The sequence below is a fragment of the uncultured Aggregatibacter sp. genome (assembly GCF_938046485.1).
Classification (GTDB): Bacteria; Pseudomonadota; Gammaproteobacteria; order Enterobacterales; family Pasteurellaceae; genus Aggregatibacter.
Genome location: NZ_CALIWN010000060.1, coordinates 1 through 17036, shown reverse-complemented (window position 1 = coordinate 17036; position 17036 = coordinate 1). Strand labels below are relative to the sequence as shown.

The following is a 17036-nucleotide window of genomic DNA, read 5'->3' as shown; positions in this document are numbered from 1 at the left end:
TAAGTTGTTTACAATGTGCCCACTTTTTCATTCGCCTGAGTACAAATTATGCAGACAAAAAAATTATTCATTGCGTTCTTATTAGGCTCCGCAACACTCACGGGTTGTTCATCAACCATTGATCCGGAAACCGGAGAACGTAAAGATGCCTTAGAGGGTTTTAACCGTAAAATGTGGGATTTTAACTACCATGTTGCGGATCCTTACGTATTAAAACCTCTTGCTCAAGGCTGGAAAGAATATGTCCCTTCCCCAATACGCACGGGAATTGTTAACTTTGCCAATAATCTTGATGAACCAGCAAGCTTTGCTAACCGTTTAGTGCAAGGTGAATTTAAATTGGCAATGGTTCATTTCAACCGTTTTTGGTTAAATAGTATTTTTGGTTTAGGTGGCGTAATTGATGTTGCAAGCTACAGCGCACCACTTAAAAAAGAAGAAAATTCCCGATTCGGCGATACATTAGGTCGCTATGGTGTAGGAACCGGCCCTTATATTATGCTTCCTGTCTATGGCCCGGCAACACCACGACAAGATATTGGTAACCTAGCAGATACAACCTATCCAATGTTGTCATTATTAGGCCCTTGGAGTTTATTAAAATGGACAGTTCAAGGGATTGATACGCGTGCAAGTTTAATGGATAAAGAAGCATTGCTAGATCAGGCTCAAGATCCTTACGTTACTTTCCGCGAAGCTTATTTCCAAAATATTGACTATCGCATCCGTGCCAACAAGAAAGAAGAAAAAGCAACTCCGGCCTTGTCAGAAGATATTCTTAATCAAATTGACTGATTAATTTTCTCTTTAATCCATAATCAGTGAATCGTAGCGTGCAACTTGTTGCACGAAATCGTGTATCAAGATGCACGCTACGCATGAAATGTATGAATTACGCATCGAGGTGAATCATTCGTGCAACAAGTTGCACGCTACGAGGGGGGAAATAATCTTCCTATATGTTGCGTTTCGGTTGTCAGTCTTGTTTTCGTTATATCGCGAGAATTTTTTTCTGTTCATCGCTTAAGCTATTTAGCTCCATACGCATCGCGTATGGTTTTTATCGCCAGACTTTGGCTGGCTATAATAAAAAAGGACTGAATCCCTTGGGATTCAGTCCTTAATTTTTATGAAATCATTGCACGCCGTAAAAATTAGCGTTTAGATTTCACTAATTTATCAGTAAGTTCGTAAGCACGAAGTTTTGCCAATTCTTTAGAAAGTTTAGACATTAACAATTCGTAATCAGCATCATGGTGATGTTGATGAATGTTTTCTTCCGCACGTTTCTTAGCAGCAAGAATACGCTCGCTATCAAGCTCTTGACCACGAATTGCGACATCCGCAAGAACAGTCACAATCGTTGGTTGAACTTCTAAAAAACCACCGGAAACATAGATAACTTCTTCGTTATCATTTTCTAAAGTAAATTTAACAATACCTGGCTTGATTGCTGTTAATAAAGGGGTATGCCCCGGTAAAACACCGAGCTCACCCTCAATACCTGTTGCTTGAACACTTTTCACGTTGCCGGAAAAGATTTTTTGTTCTGCACTTACGACTGTTAAATTAAATGTTGCCATGTTTTTCTCCTTCAAGTTTGATATGCATCAGCTTGAAGTGATTACATATTTTTGGCTTTTTCTAGCGCTTCGTCGATTGAACCAACCATGTAGAACGCTTGTTCCGGAACATGATCGTATTCGCCGTTTAAAATACCTTTGAAGCCACGAATGGTTTCTTTTAACGGAACGTATTTACCCGGTGTGCCGTTAAATACTTCAGCAACGAAGAACGGTTGTGATAAGAAACGTTCGATCTTACGCGCACGGGCTACCACTAATTTATCTTCTTCAGATAATTCATCCATACCAAGAATCGCAATAATATCTTTCAATTCTTTATAACGTTGTAAGATACCTTGCACGCCACGAGCAACATCATAATGCTCTTGACCAACAACTAATGGGTCTAATTGACGAGATGTAGAATCTAGTGGGTCAACCGCAGGATAAATACCTAAAGACGCAATTTGACGGCTCAATACAACAGTTGAGTCTAAGTGCGCAAAGGTGGTTGCCGGAGATGGGTCAGTCAAGTCATCCGCAGGCACGTAAACCGCTTGTACAGACGTGATAGAACCTGTTTTAGTTGAAGTAATACGCTCTTGTAATACACCCATTTCCTCAGCAAGGGTTGGTTGGTAACCTACCGCTGATGGCATACGGCCTAAAAGTGCAGATACCTCAGTACCGGCAAGGGTATAACGATAAATATTATCCACGAAGAATAATACATCACGACCTTCATCACGGAATTTTTCCGCCATAGTTAAACCGGTTAACGCAACGCGTAAACGGTTACCCGGTGGCTCATTCATTTGACCGTAAACCAAAGATACTTTATCCAATACGTTGGAATCTTTCATTTCGTGGTAGAAGTCATTACCTTCACGGGTACGCTCACCTACACCTGCGAATACGGAGTAACCTGAGTGTTCAATCGCGATATTACGGATTAATTCCATCATATTTACGGTTTTACCTACACCCGCACCACCGAATAAACCAACTTTACCCCCTTTTGCAAATGGGCAAATTAAGTCGATCACTTTAATACCGGTTTCTAATAATTCGGTACTGTTTGATTGTTCTTCGTAGCTTGGTGCAGAACGGTGAATAGACCAACGTTCTTCTTCGCCAATCGGACCTTGTTCATCAATCGGGTCACCCAACACATTCATAATTCGACCAAGTGTTTTTGTTCCTACCGGTACTTGAATTGGAGCATTTGTGTTTTCTACTTTTAAACCACGTTTTAAACCATCGGAGGCACCTAATGCGATACAACGTACCACACCACCACCTAATTGTTGTTGAACTTCAAGGGTTAAACCTGTTTCAACATTTAATGCATCATAAACTTTTGGTACTGCATCTTGTGGAAATTCGACGTCAATCACCGCACCGATGATTTGTACAATTTTACCTGTCGCCATTACCGTTCCTCTTCTATTAAATCGCAGCCGCACCGGCAACGATTTCATTTAATTCATTTGTGATACTTGCTTGACGAGCTTTGTTATACACCAACCGCAGGTCATTAATTAAATTGCCTGCATTATCTGTTGCTGCTTTCATTGCTACCATTCGAGCCGCTTGTTCTGAAGCTAAATTATCTACAACCGCTTGATAAACTTGAGATTCTAAATAACGAACTAAAAGGCTGTCTAATAACACTTTTGGTTCAGGTTCGTAAATATAATCCCATGCCTGTTGTCTTTCGATTAAGTGATCGTTTTCCATTTCCGGTAAAGGAACTAATTGCTGTACAACCGGTTTTTGCGACATCGTATTAATGAATTTATTATATGCAATATAAATTGCATCAATTTCTCCATTACGATAAGCATCAAACATGGTATTTGCCACACCAATTAATTCTTCTAAAGAAGGGTTATCACCCAAACCGGAAAGTTGGCTTTTTACCTTAAAACCAAGGGAACGGAAAAAACTAATCCCTTTAGAACCAATCAAGCCAAGCTCAGTCGTCGCATTTTGTGATTTCCAATCTTTAATTTGGTTAAGTGTGGTTTTAAACAAATTCACGTTTAAACCACCGCACATTCCACGATCAGTAGAAATCACTAAAACACCCACTTTTTTCACATCCCGTTCAACTAAGAACGGGTGTTTATAACCGATACTTGCTTTAGACACATGGCTGATAACACTACGGATAGTTTCAGAATACGGACGAGATGCCGCCATACGGTCCTGCGTTTTACGCATTTTCGAGGTTGCAACCATTTCCATTGCCTTAGTAATTTTCTGCGTACTTTGTACGCTGGCAATTTTGGTTTTTATCTCTTTTGCACCTGCCATCTTATTTCTCCGTTACTACCAAGCACTATTCGCTTTGAAACTATCTAAAATACCTTTTAATGTATCTTTGATTTCATCATTATAGTTACCAGTTTTAGTAAGCTCTTGCATAAACTCGGCATAATTACGATTTGCATAATCTAGAAGTGCGGTTTCAAAACTTGCAATTTTAGATAACTCAACATCGTCTAAATAACCAAATTCAACCGCAAATAACACTACTGCTTGCTCAGCAACAGAAAGCGGAGAAAATTGTTTTTGTTTCAACAATTCGGTTACTTTTTCACCATGAGAAAGTTGTTTACGAGTTGCATCATCAAGATCTGAAGCAAACTGAGCAAATGCCGCTAATTCACGATATTGTGCAAGTGCAGTACGAATACCACCGGCAAGTTTCTTAATCACTTTAGTTTGTGCAGAACCACCTACACGAGAAACCGAAATACCTGGGTTCACCGCAGGACGAATACCTGAGTTAAACAAGTTAGATTCTAAGAAAATCTGACCATCGGTAATAGAAATCACGTTAGTAGGAACGAATGCAGAAACGTCACCCGCTTGAGTTTCAATAATTGGAAGAGCAGTTAAAGAACCGGTTTTTCCTTTTACTTCACCTTTGGTGAATTTTTCTACGTATTCTTCATTTACACGAGAAGCACGTTCAAGCAAGCGTGAGTGTAAGTAGAATACGTCACCTGGATATGCCTCACGACCTGGCGGACGACGTAATAATAAGGAAATTTGACGGTAAGCAACCGCTTGTTTAGAAAGATCATCGTAAACGATTAGTGCATCTTCACCACGATCACGGAAATATTCACCCATTGCACAACCGGCATAAGGTGCTAAATATTGCAACGCTGCAGATTCAGACGCAGATGCCGCAACCACGATAGTGTTAGCTAATGCACCATGTTCTTCTAATTTACGTACTACGTTAGCAATTGTTGACGCTTTTTGACCAATTGCCACATAGATACATTTAATGCCTGAATTACGTTGGTTAATGATGGCATCAATCGCTAATGCTGTTTTACCGGTTTGACGGTCACCGATAATCAATTCACGTTGACCACGACCGATTGGCACCATGGAGTCAACCGCTTTATAACCGGTTTGTACAGGTTGATCAACGGATTTACGTTCAATTACACCCGGCGCGATAACTTCAACCGGAGAAAAACCGTCATTTTCAATTTCACCTTTACCATCAATTGGTTGACCAAGGGTGTTTACAACACGACCTAATAAACCACGACCAACCGGCACTTCAAGAATACGGCCGGTACATTGCACTTCCATTCCTTCGGCAAGATCGGCATAAGGCCCCATAACTACCGCACCAACCGAGTCGCGTTCAAGGTTAAGTGCCATGGCATAACGGTTGCCCGGTAAGGCGATCATTTCGCCTTGCATCACATCGCTTAAACCATGGATACGAATAATCCCATCACTAACAGAAACAATCGTTCCTGTATTGCGGGCTTCGCTCACCACATCAAATTGAGCAATGCGTTTTTTAATCAATTCACTAATTTCAGTTGAATTTAGTTGCATTTTCTAATCCTCTTATAATTGCAACTCATTTGCTAAACGGGCAAGTTGTCCACGACTACTTCCGTCAATCACAAAATCTTCTGTACGAATGATAACGCCAGCAATGAGCGAGCTATCAACGTTGCAATTTAACTTAACTTTTTGGGCTAATCTTTTTTCCATTGCGGCTGCAATTCTTTCTTGTTGCATGACGCTTAATGGTTGAGCCGATATGACGTTCACTTCCGCAATAGCTTTATATTCCTCAACATAATGTTGGAATTCTTTAAAAACTTGCGGAAGAACAGTTAAACGCTTATTTTCAGCCATTAACCGAACTAAGTTTTGCCCATATTGATCTAATTGTTCACCACAAATTGAGATCACCGTATCTGCTAATTTTTGTGCAGAAAGAGAACCTGTTAGATAATTTTGCATTGTTTCGTTTTTCACTAATTCAGCAAGAAAACCTAACATTTCATTCCATTTTTCTACCGCACTTTTGTCAGATGTACTTTGTTCAACGGCAAAATCAAACGCTGCTTTAGCATAAGGGCGAGCTATGGTAGTTAATTCTGACATAAGCTCAACCTTCTTATAGTTCTGCAACTAATTTATCAATAATGTCATTGTTGGCTGCTTCATCCACAGTACGCCCAACAATTTTTTCAGCACCTGCAATGGCTAAAGACGCAACTTTTACACGTAATTCTTCTTGAACACGTTTACGTTCAGCTTCAACCTCAGCATAGCCTTGTTCAATGATTTTCGCTTTAAGTTCTTCGGCTTCTGCCTTCACTTCGTCTAAAACTTCATTGCGACGTTTATTGGCTAAATCTAAAATTTCTTGCGCTTGAATTTTCGCTTCAGAAATTTCCTTTTCAACAAGCATTTTAGTATCTGCTTGTTCTTTTTTAGCCGCTTCAGCAGAAGCTAAAGCATTCGCAATTTGGCTTTGACGTTTTTCAATTGCACTAATAATTGGTGGCCAAACAAATTTCATGCAGAACCACACGAAAATTGCAAACGCAATCAGTTGACCAATTAATGTTGCATTTAGATTCACAACGTCCTCCTTAATCTGCTTGTTTTACGTTGATAAGCAAATAAGGTGATTATTGTAATAAACCGATGAATGGGTTTGCGAAAATGAAAAGTAAAGAAATACCAACAGCAATCATCGCAATCGCATCCAATAAACCTGCAACGATAAACATTCTTGTTTGCAAGCTAGAAGCAAGCTCAGGTTGACGAGCGGAAGATTCTAAGAATTTACCGCCTAAAATCGCAAAGCCGATAGCTGTACCTAATGCTGCGAATGCAAGAAGGATTGATGCACCGATAATTGTAGCTGTAATTACAGTTTCCATAATGTTCTCCAATAGAAGTTAAGTTTAGCCCTAGAGCCGGTTAATAAAAAATAAAATTAATGATCTGCTTTGTTATAAGCGATACTTAAGTAAACCACCGTCAACATCATAAAGATGAATGCTTGTAACGTAATGACCAAAATATGGAAAATCGCCCAAACAAGGTGTAATGGAATTCCCAATGCCGCAATTGCCATATTGGCAGAATACATCACAGCAATGAGAATAAAGATTAATTCCCCTGCATACATATTACCGAATAAACGGAATGCGAGAGAAATTGGTTTAGCCAGTAAAGTAACGGTTTCAAGAATAAAGTTAACCGGAATAAACGCCCAGTGATTAAATGGGTGTAAGGTATATTCCTTAACCAATCCACCAAAACCTTTAGATTTTACTGTATAGAAAAGAATTAAGAAAAAGACACAGATTGACATGCCGAGCGTTGCACTAATATCTGCTGTTGGCACTGCTCTCAAATAGTGAATACCGAACAAACCTGCGAATTGTGGAAGAAAATCGACTGGGATTAAGTCGATGGCATTCATAATGAATACCCAACAAAAAATGGTTAATGCTAACGGTGCAACAACATTGCGTGGACCATGAAAGTTTTCTTTTACGATACCATTGACCCATTCCACTAAAATTTCGACCAAACATTGCATTTTGCTTGGTACGCCTGGCGTCGCTTTTTTCGCAACACGTGAAAAAACGAAAAGGAAAATAATGGCTGATACGATAGAGAAAAACAGCGTATCGACATGAATATGCCAAAAACCCTCACCGGTCTTTAAAAAAGACAAATGGTGGCCGATATACTCAGAGGTTGTTTGTCCGGACATAGTTGACCCTTTATATAGAACTTAAAATTAAGACCTGTTCAGCAAAAATGGAACGACATTGTTCAACACTAATGCCACGAAAAAACCTGCAAAAAATAAAATGAATTCACTTACATGAAATCCTTTAAACGCAGCAATAATACATAGTATCGTTAATGCAAACTTTACCGCTTCCCCACGATAAAGTGCGGTCAATTTTGTTGATAAATGCTGTTTACGATAAAAAATAAGATACACAAAAGCACAAAAAGGCAGAAAAGCACAGAAAAATCCAAGACAGAAATCAACCGCACTTTTCCACTGCCAAAGTGAAATTAACGCACCGATAATGAGTAAAATACCCATTTCAATCCATATTGATTTTTGGTAACAATGCTTCGCTTGTGTTAAAACCCTAGACATCACATTATTTTTTAGTATGCAAAAACTGGCTAATTATACATTTAGCACAGAGAGATTCAACTTAAAAAAAGGGAAAAACTGTTAAATAAATCACACTTTTAGAAATTTAATGCAGAATGATTAAATGTCGTTCACCTACAAGCTCAGGAACATGGAGTTTAATCACCTCTTTAACCATAAATTTCCCCTCCAAGGCTTGAACTTCCTCATCGTGATAGAGGCCTTTTAAGGCATAAAAATGCCCCTCTTTTTTCGGTAAATGATGGCACCAGTCGGTCATCTCCTTTAACGAGGCAAAAGCACGACTTAACACCCCGTCAAATTGATGATCGGGTTGATATTCTTCCGCGCGACTCAACACGGCTTCAACATTGGTAAGCCCTAACTCACATACCGCATTGCGAATAAAACTGATCCGTTTACCCAAGCTATCTAACAAAACAAATTGTTTTTGCGGATTAATGATAGCTAAAGGCAAGCCGGGCAAGCCCGGGCCGGTACCGACATCAATAAAACGATCACCTTGTAAATAAGGGCTCACCACAAGACTGTCTAAAATATGTTTAACCACCATTTCCTGTGGATCACGCACAGACGTTAGATTATAAGCCTTGTTCCATTTATTCAGCAGCAAAACTAGCTTCACTAACTGTTGTTGCTGTTGTTCTGTCACAGAAAGTGCGGTCTGTTTTAACAACGTTTTTAGTTTATCCGTTAATTGAAGTTCTAAATTAGTCATTATTCACCACGTTTTAGCATGCCTTGTTTTTTCAAATTCACCAGAATGATGGAAATTGCTGCCGGCGTAATACCGGAAATACGGCTCGCTTGTCCGATAGAGACCGGACGATGTTGTTCCAATTTTGCCCGCACTTCGTTAGATAAACCGGAAACTTTGCTGTAATCAAAGTGAGCTGGAATAGCTGTATTTTCGTGGCGTTTTTGTTTTTCGATTTCCTCTTGTTGATGCTCGATATAGCCTTGATATTTAATGGCGATTTCTACTTGTTCTACCGCTTCTTTATCTTCCATTGCCGGTTGATATGGCGTTAAGGAAGTCAAAATATCGTAAGTTATTTCCGGACGGCGTAATAAATCTTCACCACTGGCTTCACGCACTAATGGACTATTCAATACTTTATTGGCTTCTTCTAGGTATTCAGAACGTGGATGCAACCAAATACTGCGTAAGCGTTGACGCTCTTGCTCGATATTTTCCATTTTTTGGTTAAAACGAGCCCAACGTGCGTCATCAATTAATCCTAATTCATGGGCAATTGGTGTTAAACGAATATCGGCATTATCTTCACGCAATAACAAACGGTATTCCGCACGAGAAGTAAACACACGATAGGGTTCTTTTGTTCCTAATGTACAAAGGTCATCCACCAACACACCGGTGTAAGCCTGATCCCGACGAGGATACCATGCCTCCTTCTCTTGTACGTAAAGACCTGCATTAATCCCAGCCAATAAGCCTTGTGCTGCCGCTTCTTCATAACCGGTCGTACCATTAATTTGACCGGCAAAGAATAAACCTTGAATGGATTTGGTTTCTAAGGTGGGTTTTAAATCACGTGGATCAAAATAATCATATTCAATGGCATAACCCGGTTTCACAATGCGGGCATTTTCCAACCCTTTCATGGAATTAACGATACCCATTTGCACGTCAAACGGTAAACTGGTTGAAATCCCATTCGGATACACTTCATTGCTGGTTAAGCCTTCCGGTTCTAAATAAATTTGGTGCGAATTACGATCCGCAAAGCGCATTACTTTATCTTCGATCGATGGGCAATAACGTGGCCCGATCCCTTCAATGACACCGGTATACATCGGGCTACGATCCAAGTTATTACGGATCACATCATGGGTTTGTTCGTTGGTGTGGGTGATATAACAAGGAATTTGTTGCGGGTGATCAGAAACGGATCCCATAAAAGAGAACACCGGCAATACTGCATCACCATGTTGTTTAGCTAAGACTTCAAAATTGATCGTACGTGCATCAATACGTGGCGGTGTTCCGGTTTTTAAGCGATCCACACGTAAACCAAGATCTCTTAAACGATGAGAGAGGGTTACCGAAGCCGGATCACCTGCACGTCCCCCTTCATAATTTTGTAAACCAATATGAATCTTACCGGCTAAGAAGGTGCCGGCAGTTAAGATCACAGATTTTGCATGAAACGTAAGCCCCATTTTCGTTGTAACACCGGTTACACGATCTTGTTCAATTAAGATATCCGTGGCTTCTTGTTGGAAAATATCTAAATTCGGTTGATTTTCAAGGGCGATTCTGACGGCTTGACGATATAACACACGATCCGCTTGCGCACGTGTTGCGCGTACGGCCGGGCCTTTACTGCTGTTTAATGTACGAAATTGAATACCGGCTTTATCGGCGGCATGCGCCATTAATCCGCCCATGGCATCCACTTCTTTTACTAAATGCCCTTTGCCAATTCCGCCAATCGCCGGGTTACAAGACATTTGTCCGAGAGTATCTACATTATGCGTAAGTAATAGGGTTTTTAATCCCATACGTGCAGGTGCCAATGCGGCTTCTATTCCTGCATGACCGCCACCGATCACGATGACATCATAGGTTTCAGTGTAAAACATGATTATGAATGATCTCTATTTTAAATGAGGTGTGGATCTGTTGATCCTTGAAAAAATTGGTCGCTATTTTACTGAAAATCTTAGGTGGTTAAAAGATGCGTTTCAGTGAAAGAAAAAAGAGGGATCGGGAGAAGGATCTTTGCTAATAAGAAATAAGATCTTTATATAGAGATCTTTTATTATTACTATTATAAGGATCATCAAAACCGTTGAATAAGATCGTTTTTAGGTTGTAAATGAAACACATAGATCATTTTCAAACGTGTTAAGATCTTCCCGATCGATACCGTTAATTCTTGTGTATAACTTCCTTATTTATCCACAGGTTGATTAGCATCAGAATTTATTCATTATATAAAAACAGATTTTTAACAATAATTAACGAAGTTATCCACACTCTGTTTGCTTTTTTTATTGATTAAATATTATGCGTAAAATTAGGTAACCAGTCTTCTGCGCACTGTTCTTGATCAGATTCTGTTAAGACATCAATGCGTAAAGCATCGGTTATTTTGACCGCACTTTTTGCCAACAAACTTTGTTCTACTTTGTCCACGGCAAAGCAAAAGGTGTCGTAATCAGAATTTCCTAAACCGATCACCGCAAATCTTAAGTGGGAAAGGTCGTTATCACTTGCATCCAGAGCTTCAAATAACGGTTTGAGGTTATCCGGTAATTCGCCTGCGCCATGGGTGGAAGTCACCACTAGCCATAATTTTTCATTAATTACGTCATTTAATACCGGACCGTGGTGCAATTCAGTACTGAAACCCTGTTGTTGTAATCGGCTTTCTACGTGTTCGGCAACATATTCGGCACCGCCTAAAGTGCTGCCGGTGATTAAGCAAATGTGAGGTTGCATTTTTTCTCCCAAAAAAAAAGAAGGCTTAGATTAACTAAGCCTTGGTTGAATAAAGAATCATTAGATACTGTCAGTGATGCCTAAAAGTGAGCGTAAACGTTCTTGAATATTTTGATGTTCGCTTCTTAATTGTTCATTTTCACTGCGTAACGCGTCGTTTTCTTGTTGTGATCTGCCGTTTTTTTCTTTTAATTCATCCACTTCAAGTTGAAGGAGTTGAATGGTTTCAACGGCTTGTTTAATTTTGTTTTCTAACTGATCTAAAACTTCTAATGACATAGTGATTTCCTCTAAAAAATGGATAAAAAGTAGAGGTATTCTACCGACTTAATTGATTTTATTAAAGCAAAGAATCGCATTATCTGTTAATTCATGGGGGTAGTCGTCCTCCTTAAAGGGAATTTTCTTAAAAATTCGCCATGAGGCAGAAAAAAACTTGAAAAAACTGACCGCACTTTTGAGTTGATGAAGACGTCATGTTGTCTAGGGCAGACGCATCCATGGAAATCTAGCAGTCTTCACGGCTAGATTGTTATTTTTATTCTTTTTTATTAGAATATTGAGACAATTACTAAGGTTATTTCAGGAATCAATTATGGCGAATTGGAACGGACAATACATTAGCCCTTATGCAGAACATGGCAAAAAAAGCGAACAAGTGAAAAAAATTACGGTTTCCATTCCAATTAAAGTGCTTGAAATTTTGACAAATGAACGTACTCGTCGTCAAATTCGTAATTTACGCCACGCAACAAACAGTGAATTGCTTTGTGAAGCTTTCTTACACGCCTTTACCGGCCAGCCTTTGCCAACAGATGAAGATTTGCTCAAAGAGCGCAGCGATGAAATTCCTGAAGAAGCGAAAGTGATTATGCGTGAGTTAGGTATTGATCCGACCAAATGGGAATATTAATTTCTCATTTCTCTCTTTGTCCTCTTCTTTTCTGTTATGATAGAACCATGATTTTTAATTAATGTTCTATTATGCGAGTACCTAGAATTTATCATCCTACGTCGTTGAATCATCTCACTTTTTGCACCTTGTCTGAAGACGGTGCAAATCATGTGGGGCGTGTTTTGCGTATGCAACCCGGCGACCATCTCGAACTTTTTGATGGCAGTAACCAGACATACCAAGCGATGATTACGCAGGTGAGTAAAAAAAGCGTCGATGTAGAAATTTTAAGCCGGCAATTTGACGATCGGGAAAGCCCGTTGTTTATTCATCTTGGGCAAGTGATTTCGCGTGGTGAGCGTATGGAGTTTACCATTCAAAAATCCGTCGAATTAGGCGTGAACGTGATTACACCATTGTGGTCGGAACGTTGCGGCGTGAAATTAGACGGTGATCGTATGGAGAAAAAAATCCAACAGTGGCAAAAAATCGCCATTGCGGCGTGTGAACAATGTGGCCGGAATAAAATTCCGGAAATTCGCCCATTAATGAAATTACAACAATGGTGCGCCGAACAAGATGGCGCACTGAAATTAAATCTTCATCCGAGAGCAACACATTCCATTCGCACGTTGCCGACGATACCCACTGCCGGTGTGCGCTTATTAATTGGTTCTGAAGGCGGCTTATCAGCGCAAGAAATTGCACAAACCGAGCAACAAGGCTTTGTGGAAGTGTTATTAGGAAAGCGAGTATTACGCACCGAAACGGCAGCGATGGCGGCGATAACCGCATTACAAGTCTGTTTTGGTGATTTAGGGGAAACATTATGATGGATTTGCAAGATCATCTATTAATTGCCATGCCAAATTTAGAGGACAGTTATTTTTATCGGACTGTCATTTATATTTGTGAACATAATGAAAAAGGGTCTATGGGATTGGTGATTAATCAACCCACCGACTTAACCATTGCAGAACTGAGTGCAAAAATGAATTTCATGATGGTAACCGACCGCACTTATAACAATAAATTGGTGCTTGCCGGTGGGCCGGTGAACGTTGATCGCGGTTTCATTTTGCATACGCCTGTTCCAAAAGTATTTAATCACAGTTATAAGGTGAATGATAATCTTGTCCTGACAACGTCTGCCGATGTGGTAGATACATTTGGCACCTTTGAAGAACCGGAGAAATATTTGGTTGCTTTAGGTTGTGCCAGTTGGGAAGCCAATCAGTTAGAGCAAGAAATCGCCCATGATTCTTGGCTGGTCGTGCCGGCAACGGAACAAATCCTGTTTGATTTGCCATGCGATCAACGCTGGTTGGCGGCCAATCAATTGCTCGGCATTGATATGCATAATTTTGTCGGCCAAGTGGGACATTGTTAATGGGCATTACGGTTTTAGCCTTTGATTTCGGCACAAAAAGCATTGGCTGTGCAGTGGGTCAAAGCATCACCGGCACGGCACAGTCACTGCCGGCATTTAAAGCGCAAGACGGCATTCCTGATTGGGACGCTATCGGTAACGTCATCAAAGAATGGCAGCCAGCAAGACTAGTCGTTGGTTTGCCACTGAATATGGATGGCACCGAACAAGAACTGACCTTACGCGCCAAAAAATTTGCCAATCGCTTGAACGGACGATTTAATTTACCGGTGGAATTACAGGATGAACGCCTCACAACCACGGAAGCTCGCAGTGAAATTTTCAGCCGCGGCGGTTATCGAGCTTTAAATAAAAGCAAAGTGGATGGCATTTCCGCCTGCTTAATTTTAGAAAGCTGGTTTGAGCAACACAGCGAAGAACTACGTTGAAAACACATAAAAAAGCGACCGCACTTTGAAGTTGATAAGATAACAAAAAAGCCATTTAGTATTCACTAAATGGCTTTTGTTTTTTATGTTTTATTGTTTTGCCACAATTTTGCCGTCAACGTAATCTACGCTAATCGGTTTTTCCGGTAGCAAACTGCCGGAAAGGATTTGTTGCGCTAACGGGTTCTCAATTTCTTGCTGAATCGCACGTTTTAATGGACGCGCACCGTAAATAGGGTCATAGCCGATTTCGCTGATGAAATCGAGTGTCGCATCTGTAAAGGTCAACACATAGCCACGACTTTCCATGCGGTTGATTAAGCGTTTTAACTGAATTTCCGCAATGGCGCGAATGTTGTCTTTATTCAACGGATGGAACACCACGGTTTCGTCAATCCGGTTGATAAATTCCGGACGGAAATGTTGGCTCACCACAGACATTACCAACGCTTTCATGTCGTCGTAGCTTTCTTTTTGGTTGCCTTGAATCAAATCGGAACCTAAGTTAGAGGTCATGATCACAACGGTATTGCGGAAATCCACGGTTCTGCCTTGTCCATCGGTTAAACGGCCGTCATCCAACACTTGCAACAAGATGTTAAATACATCGTGGTGCGCTTTTTCCACTTCGTCCAGCAATATCACGGAATACGGGCGACGACGTACGGCTTCGGTTAAATAGCCGCCTTCTTCATAGCCTACGTAGCCCGGAGGTGCACCGACCAAGCGGGACACGCTGTGTTTTTCCATGAATTCGGACATATCGATACGCACCATGGCATCTTCGCTATCAAACAAGAATTTCGCCAAGGTTTTGCACAATTCGGTTTTACCCACACCGGTTGGCCCTAAGAACAAGAAGGAACCAATTGGGCGATTCGGATCGGAAAGACCGGCACGGCTACGACGAATGGCGTTCGCCACAGCATCCACGGCTTCGTTTTGCCCGATAACCCGTTTGTGCAATTCTTCTTCCATACGCAAGAGTTTTTCTTTTTCGCCTTCCATCATTTTGGAGACCGGAATACCGGTGGCGCGGGAAAGCACTTCGGCGATTTCCTCATCGGTCACGCGGTAGCGTAATAGGCTCATTTCCTTGCCTTCGCCAGTTTCCGCCTGCGCTAATTGTTTTTCTAGCGATGGAATCACACCATATTGCAATTCGGACATTTTATTTAAATCGCCTGCACGACGGGCTTGTTCCATTTGGGTGCGGGCGTTTTCCAATTCCGCTTTAATGTGTTGCGCACCGGAAAGCGCCGCTTTTTCGGATTTCCACACCTCTTCTAATTCAGCATATTCCCGCTCTTTTTCCGCCAATTCTTTTTCTAACATTTCCAAGCGTTTGCGGCTGGCATCGTCATCTTCTTTTTGTAACGCCTGTTGTTCCAATTTGAGTTGGATAATACGGCGATCTAAGCGATCTAACGGCTGTGGTTTGGAGTCAATTTCCATCCGAATGCTGGAAGCCGCTTCATCGATTAAGTCGATGGCTTTATCCGGCAACTGACGATCGGAAATGTAACGATGGGACAAGGTTGCCGCCGCCACAATAGCCGGGTCAGTAATTTGTACATGGTGGTGGATTTCATAACGCTCTTTTAAACCACGTAAAATAGCAATGGTATCTTCCACGCTCGGTTCATCCACAAACACTTTTTGGAAACGACGTTCAAGTGCGGCGTCTTTTTCAATGTATTGGCGATATTCGTCTAACGTAGTCGCGCCCACACAGTGCAATTCACCGCGCGCCAAACTTGGTTTTAACAAGTTGCCCGCATCCATTGCACCGTCAGTTTTACCTGCACCGACCATAGTGTGAATTTCATCGATGAACAAAATGACTCGACCTTCTTCTTTAGCGAGTTCATTTAACACGGCTTTTAAGCGTTCTTCAAATTCACCACGATATTTTGCTCCGGCGATTAATGCGCCCATATCAAGGGAAAGCACGCGTTTATTTTTCAAACCTTCCGGCACTTCGCCGTTTACAATACGCTGTGCCAACCCTTCCACAATAGCAGTTTTACCCACGCCCGGTTCACCGATAAGCACCGGGTTGTTTTTGGTGCGGCGTTGCAACACTTGAATGGTGCGGCGGATTTCTTCATCACGCCCAATCACCGGATCCAATTTGCCACTTTCCGCACGAGCGGTTAAGTCGATAGTATATTTTTCTAAGGCTTGGCGGCTTTCTTCCGCATTTTGGTCATTCACGTTTTGTCCTCCACGAATATGATCGATGGCTTGTAAAATTTGGTCTTTTTTCGCACCGCACTTTTTCAGTATCTCGCTAACAGTGCCTTTTTCTTCCAAGGCGGCAAGTAAAAAGAGTTCGGAGGAAATAAATTTATCCTGCCGTTGTTGCGCCAATTTATCGCATAAATTCAAAAGGTTAAGCAACTGACGGGAAAGTTGTACATCACCGCCATTGCCGGACACTTGCGGAAGTTTGGCAAGTTCATTGTTGAGTTCGTTACGCAATACAGCAACGTTCACGCCACTTGCGGTTAAAATCGGCGCTACAGAACCGTCTTGTTGATTTAACAAGGCACTCAATAAATGCACCGGTTCAATAAATTGATTATCCTTGCCAATCGCTAAAGATTGCGCTTCAGCAATGGCTTGTTGGAATTTAGTGGTAAATTTTTCAATATTCATAGTCTTTCCTTCTTCGTTCCATGGATGTTCTGTTGAACATTTGTTCGCCAAATTTAAATAAGATCGTTTTGAGGGATTTCAAGAGAAAAAATGAAAAATTTAGTCTTACTGATTCATTTGTAGAAATTTGATAGG

At 41.0% G+C, this 17036-nt stretch carries 19 protein-coding genes; 5 read left to right on the top strand and 14 right to left on the bottom strand.

The genetic code is table 11. The features are described from left to right. Positions 1 to 48: 48 nt before the first annotated feature. Positions 49 to 795, top strand: coding sequence for an MlaA family lipoprotein (locus Q0203_RS07875; protein WP_297931206.1), 747 nt, complete (start codon positions 49 to 51; stop codon positions 793 to 795). 359 nt (positions 796 to 1154) lie between these two features. Here the strand turns inward: Q0203_RS07875 and Q0203_RS07870 are convergent, their stop codons facing one another. The 13 genes from Q0203_RS07870 to zapB all read right to left on the bottom strand — a co-directional run bounded on the left by Q0203_RS07870 (position 1155) and on the right by zapB (position 11806). Further along, entirely contained in the window at positions 1155 to 1583 is a 429-nt protein-coding gene (locus tag Q0203_RS07870; RefSeq protein ID WP_297931203.1) for a F0F1 ATP synthase subunit epsilon, read from the bottom strand. Between the two features lie 41 nt (positions 1584 to 1624). After that, on the bottom strand, positions 1625 to 2998 hold the full coding sequence (atpD, locus tag Q0203_RS07865; RefSeq protein WP_021616107.1) for a F0F1 ATP synthase subunit beta: 1374 nt from the start codon (positions 2996 to 2998) through the stop codon (positions 1625 to 1627). A 16-nt stretch (positions 2999 to 3014) separates the two neighbouring features. Further along, positions 3015 to 3884 (bottom strand): F0F1 ATP synthase subunit gamma, encoded by an 870-nt coding sequence (gene atpG / locus Q0203_RS07860; protein ID WP_021616108.1) that lies wholly within the window; start codon positions 3882 to 3884, stop codon positions 3015 to 3017. A gap of 15 nt (positions 3885 to 3899) precedes the next feature. Beyond that, on the bottom strand, positions 3900 to 5441 hold the full coding sequence (atpA, locus tag Q0203_RS07855) for a F0F1 ATP synthase subunit alpha (RefSeq protein WP_021616109.1): 1542 nt from the start codon (positions 5439 to 5441) through the stop codon (positions 3900 to 3902). Between the two features lie 12 nt (positions 5442 to 5453). After that, positions 5454 to 6002, bottom strand: coding sequence for a F0F1 ATP synthase subunit delta (gene atpH, locus Q0203_RS07850; protein ID WP_033002533.1), 549 nt, complete (start codon positions 6000 to 6002; stop codon positions 5454 to 5456). A 13-nt stretch (positions 6003 to 6015) separates the two neighbouring features. Next, positions 6016 to 6486, bottom strand: a complete 471-nt coding sequence (gene atpF / locus Q0203_RS07845) for a F0F1 ATP synthase subunit B (RefSeq protein ID WP_021616111.1) — start codon at positions 6484 to 6486, stop codon at positions 6016 to 6018. Between the two features lie 49 nt (positions 6487 to 6535). Next, positions 6536 to 6790 (bottom strand): F0F1 ATP synthase subunit C, encoded by a 255-nt coding sequence (gene atpE, locus Q0203_RS07840; protein ID WP_021616112.1) that lies wholly within the window; start codon positions 6788 to 6790, stop codon positions 6536 to 6538. A 56-nt stretch (positions 6791 to 6846) separates the two neighbouring features. Then, positions 6847 to 7635 carry a F0F1 ATP synthase subunit A gene (gene atpB / locus Q0203_RS07835; RefSeq protein WP_021616113.1) on the bottom strand — a complete coding sequence of 263 codons (789 nt, stop codon included), beginning with the start codon at positions 7633 to 7635 and terminating at the stop codon, positions 6847 to 6849. 27 nt (positions 7636 to 7662) lie between these two features. After that, a complete protein-coding gene (locus tag Q0203_RS07830) occupies positions 7663 to 8037 on the bottom strand; it encodes an ATP synthase subunit I (RefSeq protein ID WP_296027729.1) in 375 nt (124 codons plus the stop codon). Between the two features lie 106 nt (positions 8038 to 8143). Further along, positions 8144 to 8776 (bottom strand): 16S rRNA (guanine(527)-N(7))-methyltransferase RsmG, encoded by a 633-nt coding sequence (gene rsmG, locus Q0203_RS07825; RefSeq protein ID WP_297931194.1) that lies wholly within the window; start codon positions 8774 to 8776, stop codon positions 8144 to 8146. Continuing rightward, entirely contained in the window at positions 8776 to 10665 is a 1890-nt protein-coding gene (mnmG, locus tag Q0203_RS07820; protein ID WP_297931191.1) for a tRNA uridine-5-carboxymethylaminomethyl(34) synthesis enzyme MnmG, read from the bottom strand. The genes rsmG and mnmG overlap by 1 nt, the downstream gene beginning before the upstream one ends. 418 nt (positions 10666 to 11083) lie before the next feature. Further along, positions 11084 to 11527, bottom strand: a complete 444-nt coding sequence (gene mioC / locus Q0203_RS07815; RefSeq protein WP_297931188.1) for an FMN-binding protein MioC — start codon at positions 11525 to 11527, stop codon at positions 11084 to 11086. A 60-nt stretch (positions 11528 to 11587) separates the two neighbouring features. Then, complete coding sequence (zapB, locus tag Q0203_RS07810; RefSeq protein ID WP_021616118.1) at positions 11588 to 11806, bottom strand: cell division protein ZapB; 219 nt, start codon at positions 11804 to 11806, stop codon at positions 11588 to 11590. 316 nt (positions 11807 to 12122) lie between these two features. Between zapB and metJ the strand changes: the two genes are divergently transcribed. From metJ to ruvX, 4 genes are all read left to right on the top strand, one after another. Beyond that, positions 12123 to 12440, top strand: a complete 318-nt coding sequence (gene metJ, locus Q0203_RS07805; RefSeq protein WP_209363785.1) for a met regulon transcriptional regulator MetJ — start codon at positions 12123 to 12125, stop codon at positions 12438 to 12440. Positions 12441 to 12511: 71 nt separating this feature from the next. Further along, entirely contained in the window at positions 12512 to 13255 is a 744-nt protein-coding gene (gene rsmE, locus Q0203_RS07800; RefSeq protein ID WP_297931183.1) for a 16S rRNA (uracil(1498)-N(3))-methyltransferase, read from the top strand. Next, positions 13252 to 13812, top strand: a complete 561-nt coding sequence (locus Q0203_RS07795) for a YqgE/AlgH family protein (RefSeq protein WP_297931180.1) — start codon at positions 13252 to 13254, stop codon at positions 13810 to 13812. Before rsmE ends, Q0203_RS07795 begins: the two co-directional genes overlap by 4 nt. Continuing rightward, complete coding sequence (gene ruvX / locus Q0203_RS07790; RefSeq protein WP_297931177.1) at positions 13812 to 14240, top strand: Holliday junction resolvase RuvX; 429 nt, start codon at positions 13812 to 13814, stop codon at positions 14238 to 14240. The genes Q0203_RS07795 and ruvX overlap by 1 nt, the downstream gene beginning before the upstream one ends. A gap of 90 nt (positions 14241 to 14330) precedes the next feature. On the opposite strand, the gene clpB is transcribed toward ruvX, so the two are convergent. Continuing rightward, positions 14331 to 16901 (bottom strand): ATP-dependent chaperone ClpB, encoded by a 2571-nt coding sequence (clpB, locus tag Q0203_RS07785; RefSeq protein ID WP_297931174.1) that lies wholly within the window; start codon positions 16899 to 16901, stop codon positions 14331 to 14333. Positions 16902 to 17036: the final 135 nt, after the last annotated feature.

Coding starts and splice junctions, on each gene's coding strand:
- rsmG (WP_297931194.1), bottom strand. CDS start 8,776: ATGACTAATTTAGAACTTCAATTAACGGATAAACTAAAAACGTTGTTA.
- atpH (WP_033002533.1), bottom strand. CDS start 6,002: ATGTCAGAATTAACTACCATAGCTCGCCCTTATGCTAAAGCAGCGTTT.
- clpB (WP_297931174.1), bottom strand. CDS start 16,901: ATGAATATTGAAAAATTTACCACTAAATTCCAACAAGCCATTGCTGAA.
- ruvX (WP_297931177.1), top strand. CDS start 13,812: ATGGGCATTACGGTTTTAGCCTTTGATTTCGGCACAAAAAGCATTGGC.
- mnmG (WP_297931191.1), bottom strand. CDS start 10,665: ATGTTTTACACTGAAACCTATGATGTCATCGTGATCGGTGGCGGTCAT.
- Q0203_RS07795 (WP_297931180.1), top strand. CDS start 13,252: ATGATGGATTTGCAAGATCATCTATTAATTGCCATGCCAAATTTAGAG.
- Q0203_RS07830 (WP_296027729.1), bottom strand. CDS start 8,037: ATGTCTAGGGTTTTAACACAAGCGAAGCATTGTTACCAAAAATCAATA.
- metJ (WP_209363785.1), top strand. CDS start 12,123: ATGGCGAATTGGAACGGACAATACATTAGCCCTTATGCAGAACATGGC.
- atpE (WP_021616112.1), bottom strand. CDS start 6,790: ATGGAAACTGTAATTACAGCTACAATTATCGGTGCATCAATCCTTCTT.
- mioC (WP_297931188.1), bottom strand. CDS start 11,527: ATGCAACCTCACATTTGCTTAATCACCGGCAGCACTTTAGGCGGTGCC.
- Q0203_RS07870 (WP_297931203.1), bottom strand. CDS start 1,583: ATGGCAACATTTAATTTAACAGTCGTAAGTGCAGAACAAAAAATCTTT.
- atpA (WP_021616109.1), bottom strand. CDS start 5,441: ATGCAACTAAATTCAACTGAAATTAGTGAATTGATTAAAAAACGCATT.
- rsmE (WP_297931183.1), top strand. CDS start 12,512: ATGCGAGTACCTAGAATTTATCATCCTACGTCGTTGAATCATCTCACT.
- atpG (WP_021616108.1), bottom strand. CDS start 3,884: ATGGCAGGTGCAAAAGAGATAAAAACCAAAATTGCCAGCGTACAAAGT.
- Q0203_RS07875 (WP_297931206.1), top strand. CDS start 49: ATGCAGACAAAAAAATTATTCATTGCGTTCTTATTAGGCTCCGCAACA.
- atpB (WP_021616113.1), bottom strand. CDS start 7,635: ATGTCCGGACAAACAACCTCTGAGTATATCGGCCACCATTTGTCTTTT.
- atpD (WP_021616107.1), bottom strand. CDS start 2,998: ATGGCGACAGGTAAAATTGTACAAATCATCGGTGCGGTGATTGACGTC.
- zapB (WP_021616118.1), bottom strand. CDS start 11,806: ATGTCATTAGAAGTTTTAGATCAGTTAGAAAACAAAATTAAACAAGCC.